This is a genomic window from Streptosporangium fragile (assembly GCF_039534445.1).
Classification (GTDB): domain Bacteria; phylum Actinomycetota; class Actinomycetes; order Streptosporangiales; family Streptosporangiaceae; genus Streptosporangium; species Streptosporangium fragile.
The window spans coordinates 1-1,550 of sequence record NZ_BAAAVI010000163.1 but is presented as its reverse complement, the minus strand read 5'-3'; the positions used below and the strand labels follow the sequence as shown (position 1 = coordinate 1,550).

Sequence of the window (1,550 nt, the reverse complement as noted above, 5' to 3'; positions counted from 1 at the left end):
GCGCAGGATCCAGGACGAGCAGGCGGAACTGCTGCCCCACCACCACCTCGGGCTGGCCGAGATCCGGAAGGGCACCCTGTTCGACGCGCTGCTGGTGATGGAGAACTACCCTCTCGACGACCGGACGGCCGTCGGTGACATCCACCTGCTCTCCGCCGACGTGGCGGATGCGACGCACTACCCGCTCACGCTGCTGGTCGTGCCCGGGGACGTGCTCCGGCTGCGGCTGCAGTACCGGCCCGACGTGTTCACCGAGGCGGAGGCCACCCGCCTGCTGGACCGCTTCCGGCACCTGCTCGCCGCCCTGGCCGCCGCACCCGGCACCGCCGTCGGGCGTCTCGGCGGGCTCCCGGCCGGCGAGCGGGACCTGGTGCTGCACGCCTGGAACCGGACGGAGGCCGCCGTCCCCCGTACGACCCTCGCCGCGCTGTTCGAGGCCCAGGTCGCGCGGACCCCCGACGCGCCGGCCCTGGTGGCGGAGGGGACCGAACTGAGCTACGCCGCGTTCAACGCGCGGACCAACCGGCTGGCGCGGCTGCTCGTGGCCGAGCACGGGGTGGGTCCCGAGCGGGTGGTCACGCTGAGGCTGCACCGCTCGCCGGACCTGCTGGTCGCCATGTACGCCGTGATCAAGGCGGGCGGCGCCTACCTGCCGGTCGACCCGGACCTGCCGGCCGCGCGGATCGCCTCGATGCTGGACGACGCCCGGCCGGTCCTGGTGATCGACGCCGGCTGGCTCGCCGGGGTGGACACCTCCGGCTACCCGGACGACGACCTCGACGTTCCCCTCGTGCCGGAGAACCCGGCGTACGTGATCTACACCTCCGGCTCCACCGGACGCCCCAAGGGCGTCGTGGTCTCGCACGGCGCGATCGTCAACCGCCTGCTCTGGGCCCAGTCCGAATACCGCCTCGGCCCGGGCGACCGCGTCCTGCAGAAGACCCCGGCGGGCTTCGACGTGTCGGTCTGGGAACTCTTCTGGCCCCTGCAGACCGGCGCCACCCTGGTCGTCGCCAAGCCGGACGGGCACCGTGACCCGGTCTACCTCGCCCGGCTCATCGACTCCGAACGCATCACCGCCGTGCACTTCGTCCCGTCCATGCTGGCCGCCTTCCTGGAGGAGGCGGCGGAGCACCTCCCGCAGGTTCCCCCGCGGCACCCGGCGGAGGCCGCTCCGCAGCGGCCGTCCCCGGACGGTGCGGCACCGGGCCCGCTCAGGTTCATCATCTGCAGCGGCGAGGCGCTGCCCCCGGCGCTGGCCGACCAGGCGGCGGCACGCCTCGGCGTGCCGGTGCACAACCTCTACGGCCCCACCGAGGCCGCGGTGGACGTCACCTTCTGGCGGCACCGGCCCGGCCTGGACCCCGTGTCCGTGCCCATCGGCCACCCCGTCTGGAACACCCGCGCCTACGTGCTGGACTCCTGCCTGCGTCCGGTCCCGGCGGGCGTCGCCGGTGAGCTGTACCTGGCCGGCGTCCAGCTCGCCCGGGGATATCTCGGCCGTCCGGGGTTGACGGCGGAGCGGTTCGTGGCGTGTCCGTTCGGGGGTG

General features: G+C 74.1%; 1 protein-coding gene. It reads left to right on the top strand.

Features of this window, described 5'->3' with window-relative positions; all coding sequences use genetic code 11:
* The coding region (locus tag ABD841_RS40430) for a non-ribosomal peptide synthetase (protein ID WP_344982373.1) at nucleotides 1-1,550 on the top strand (1,550 nt) is incomplete at both ends.